We start from the raw sequence: 3,305 nt of genomic DNA, 5'->3' as shown, positions 1-3,305 counted from the left end.
GGCACTCCGTGTGAGAGCGGGAAGTAGTGCGTGATCCGCTCGATCTGTGCCTTTGTGAGCCAGAACAGGTCAGCCATGGCAGCACTTCCGGCCGCCATGGAATCACAGAAAAATCAAAGCGCAAGAGGCTGGTTATAGGCCCTGATATGGAAATCATCAGCGAAAAAAGCTTTATCATGTGAAGTGGTGAAGCGGGAAAAGGTTTTCCACAAATTTTTGCGCATGAATGAATGCGAAAAATTTTAAAGTGCGGCAGTGAATATGGAGCCAAGCTGCAAGCCGTCTTCGGTGGATGAGGCAAGGGGGAGGAGGCAGGATGGTGCGGGCGGGCAGAACAGCGCGAAAGCTGACCAAGACGGCGGCACAGGGCGGGCGGATCGTGCAGGTCCAGGGCCAGAGCCCCTACACCGCAGCCTTTTCCATCGAGCTCATCACGCCGGAGGGGGCGACGGAGTTGCTGCAGCGCCGCAGGCCCAGCGCCGGCGAGAACCCCACCGCCATCAATGCCTATGCTGAGGCGATGCGCGAAGGGCGCTGGATCCTCAACGGCATGCCCATCATCCTCTCCCGCACGGGGGTGCTGCTGGACGGGGTGCAGCGACTGCGTGCCTGCATCAAGGCCGGTGTGCCCTTCCTCACTGTGCTGGCGCAGAACATTCCGGATGATGTGCTGCACACCATCGACCAGCAGCGCCGCCGCTCCTTCGCCGGCGTGCTGGAAGCGCGCGGCGTGCCGCATGCCCACGCCCTGCAATCGGCCCTCGTCAAGCTGATCCGCTACGACGACAACAAGATGCTGCGCGGCGCCGGCACCGCCTCCTGGTCGCGCATGGACCGCGTGCTGCGCAGCAACCCTGATCTCGAGCAGGCGGTGAAGATGTCGCTGGAGAGCGAGGCCACCATCCTCTCCGAGGCGGTGCGCACGCCGCTGCTGTTCATGGGCTTCCGCGTCGACAAGGCGGCGACCCGGCGCTTCCTCGACGCCATCGTCTGGCCCGAGAAGTACACGCCGATGGAGCCTGGCGCGCGCATCCGCGACCTGATCGACATGACGCGCGGCGACCCGGCCACCCGCCTGAAGCCGGTGACGCTCTACGCCCTCTGCATCAAGGCGCTGAACGCCACCTTCAGCGGCCAGCACGCGCGCAGCTACACCTGGATCGACCGCACCGCCAACCCGACCAAGGGCGAGGACTTCCCGCGCCTCGAGGGCTATGAGGGGCTGGACGACCCCGGCCATGGCAACGACACGGAGGAGACGGCGCGCAGCCTGCGCGCCGCGGTCGAGCGCCTGTCGCAGGAAGAGAACGTCTATCCGCTGGCGATCGAAACTATCTCGCCACAGATGGCGGAGGAGTACCTCGTCCACAACACGCGCAACCGCAAGATCGTCGCGGCGCATGTCGATGCCATCGACCGCGACATCCGCGCCGGCAACTGGATGATGAACGCGCAGCCCATCTGCTTCAGCCGCAGCGGCCGGCTGCTGAACGGCCAGCACCGGCTCTCCGCCGTGCTGCAGGCGGGCGAGGCGATCGAGGTGCCGGTGATGCGCGGCCTGCCGGAGGAGGCCTACGCCACCTACGACATCCACGCCAAGAAGGGCCCGCAGCTCGGCGCCGCCTTCGACAGCTTCGGCGACAAGCCGCTGATCGCCGCCGCCGCCGTGCTGCTGTGGAAGCGCGAGCTGAAGCCGGCCGGCACGCGCAACGCCAAGCCCACCCCCGCCGAGGTGATGCGCATCGTCGAGCAGCACCCGCGCCTGCTGGAGATGCGCACCTTCGGCCGCAAGATGATCGAGTTCGGCCGCGGCTCGGTGCTGGCCTATGCCGCCTACTGCATCGACCGCGACGACCCGGAGCTGGGGCGCGTCTTCCTCGAGCGCTTCGAGACGGGCGCTGACCTGCCGCGCGGCCACCTGATCCTGGAGCTGCGCAAGCGCATGCAGGTGCTGCGGCGGGAGCGCACCAGCCAGGAGGAGCAGCTGCGCGAGATCCTGAGCAGCTGGGCGCGCTTCCGCGAGAAGCCCGACCTGAAGCGGCTGAACGGCTAGGACTGAGGCGCCGCCGGTGCCGTCTTTCAGCGGCGCCGCTGCAGCTCTGTATCCTCTAGCCGCTTATGGGTAGCGAAATCCTCGCGCCGCGCAGAAGCGTCGCATGGAATTGTTCGTGCACACCATCGGCATCGCCCGGGCACAAGTGAAGATCGGCATGGCCAATCTCGCCTAAAACTTCACCCGCCTCGCCTGGCTCAGCGCCCGAGCTGCGCCCGCATAACCCCAAGGCGCCCATGGAAGGCGGAACCCGTCGTCCAAAGCCGGTGACCCAGCCGGGTCAGCAAGGGCACGTCACAGCCTGAGGCGACGATCCTGCCCGGGAAGGCCACTCAGCAGCGAGTACTTCGAGGTGTCCACTTGCCGGATCTCGGGCGACGCCGGACCCTCTAGCGGGGAGGCTAAGCCCGGATCGGGGTAATTGGCCAGCAGCAGCCCGACCGCAGCTAACCCGGTGCAGCCAGAGCTGGTCCATAGCCTGATTCGCGGCATTCAGCAAAACGATCAGTCCAAATGCTAGTGAAACCTACATTTTCCAGAGGAAGCTGTCTGCCAGGGCAGGGTGCATTTCGTCTGGTCCGCTCTTACCGATTTTCTTTGGCGGCATATTGCGGCACCGCATTTAACAAATTGCTGAGACTTTCTTTGGGAGAGCCAAAAGTGACAAGCCGTCGTGAACTTTCTCAACGGGATGACGGGCGGCGCGTTTCAGAGCCGGAATGCAAGGCTAGGGCCGGCATCCGGGATGCGCAGCACAGGAGTTGGATGGACATGAGGGCCGCAGGGCAGGCGATTTTTCTGGCAGCGACACTGGCCATGACGGTGCCCGCCATGGCGCAGCCGCGCCAGGTACCGGCGCTGGATACCAGCAGGCTGCATGTCGGCACCTTCGATGTTCGCGCCTTCGATCCTCTGGGTATGCCGGAGCGGGATACCGCGCGTCTGGCAGGCAAGCAGGAGGCAGCCCCTGCTGGAGGGCGCCATGAGACCCTGTCCGCCGCCATGGCCTTGGCCGTGCCGCAGACTGCCCAGCCCGCCCAGGCACCGACGCTGGCTGCGTCCGGTAGCCTGTTCAGCGATGGCTGGAGCCGGAATGGCTTCGGCGGACGGAGCCAGTGATATCTAAGTGCCCGTTTGAGAATGCGGGTGTTGAGGTGTTCAGGGGACATCGTGTGCCCAGATGGGCTGGATGTGGACCAAGGAACACCGTGCCCGCCAGGCAGCCTTCGAGCGGCGCCGCTATCCGACAGAC

At 65.2% G+C, this 3,305-nt stretch carries 3 protein-coding genes; all 3 read left to right on the top strand.

The genetic code is table 11. The features are described 5' to 3' along the window. The first annotated feature begins 26 nt into the window (after positions 1-26). The 3 genes from CR165_RS25295 (at position 27) to CR165_RS24055 (ending at position 3,172) form a co-directional block, all read left to right on the top strand. A complete protein-coding gene (locus CR165_RS25295; protein ID WP_181378359.1) occupies positions 27-182 on the top strand; it encodes a hypothetical protein in 156 nt (51 codons plus the stop codon). A 134-nt stretch (positions 183-316) separates the two neighbouring features. Next, positions 317-2,053 carry a hypothetical protein gene (locus CR165_RS24060; protein ID WP_245906753.1) on the top strand — a complete coding sequence of 579 codons (1,737 nt, stop codon included), beginning with the start codon at positions 317-319 and terminating at the stop codon, positions 2,051-2,053. 765 nt (positions 2,054-2,818) lie between these two features. Continuing rightward, on the top strand, positions 2,819-3,172 hold the full coding sequence (locus CR165_RS24055; RefSeq protein ID WP_109519406.1) for a hypothetical protein: 354 nt from the start codon (positions 2,819-2,821) through the stop codon (positions 3,170-3,172). Positions 3,173-3,305: the final 133 nt, after the last annotated feature.

The organism is Teichococcus aestuarii (assembly GCF_003116135.1).
In the GTDB taxonomy this organism is placed as follows: domain Bacteria; phylum Pseudomonadota; class Alphaproteobacteria; order Acetobacterales; family Acetobacteraceae; genus Pseudoroseomonas; species Pseudoroseomonas aestuarii.
This window is presented reverse-complemented; position numbering and strand designations above follow the sequence as displayed.

What these genes read in the sequence shown, in the direction of transcription:
- CR165_RS24055 (WP_109519406.1), top strand. Translation starts at nt 2,819, where the DNA reads ATGGACATGAGGGCCGCAGGGCAGGCGATTTTTCTGGCAGCGACACTG.
- CR165_RS24060 (WP_245906753.1), top strand. Translation starts at nt 317, where the DNA reads ATGGTGCGGGCGGGCAGAACAGCGCGAAAGCTGACCAAGACGGCGGCA.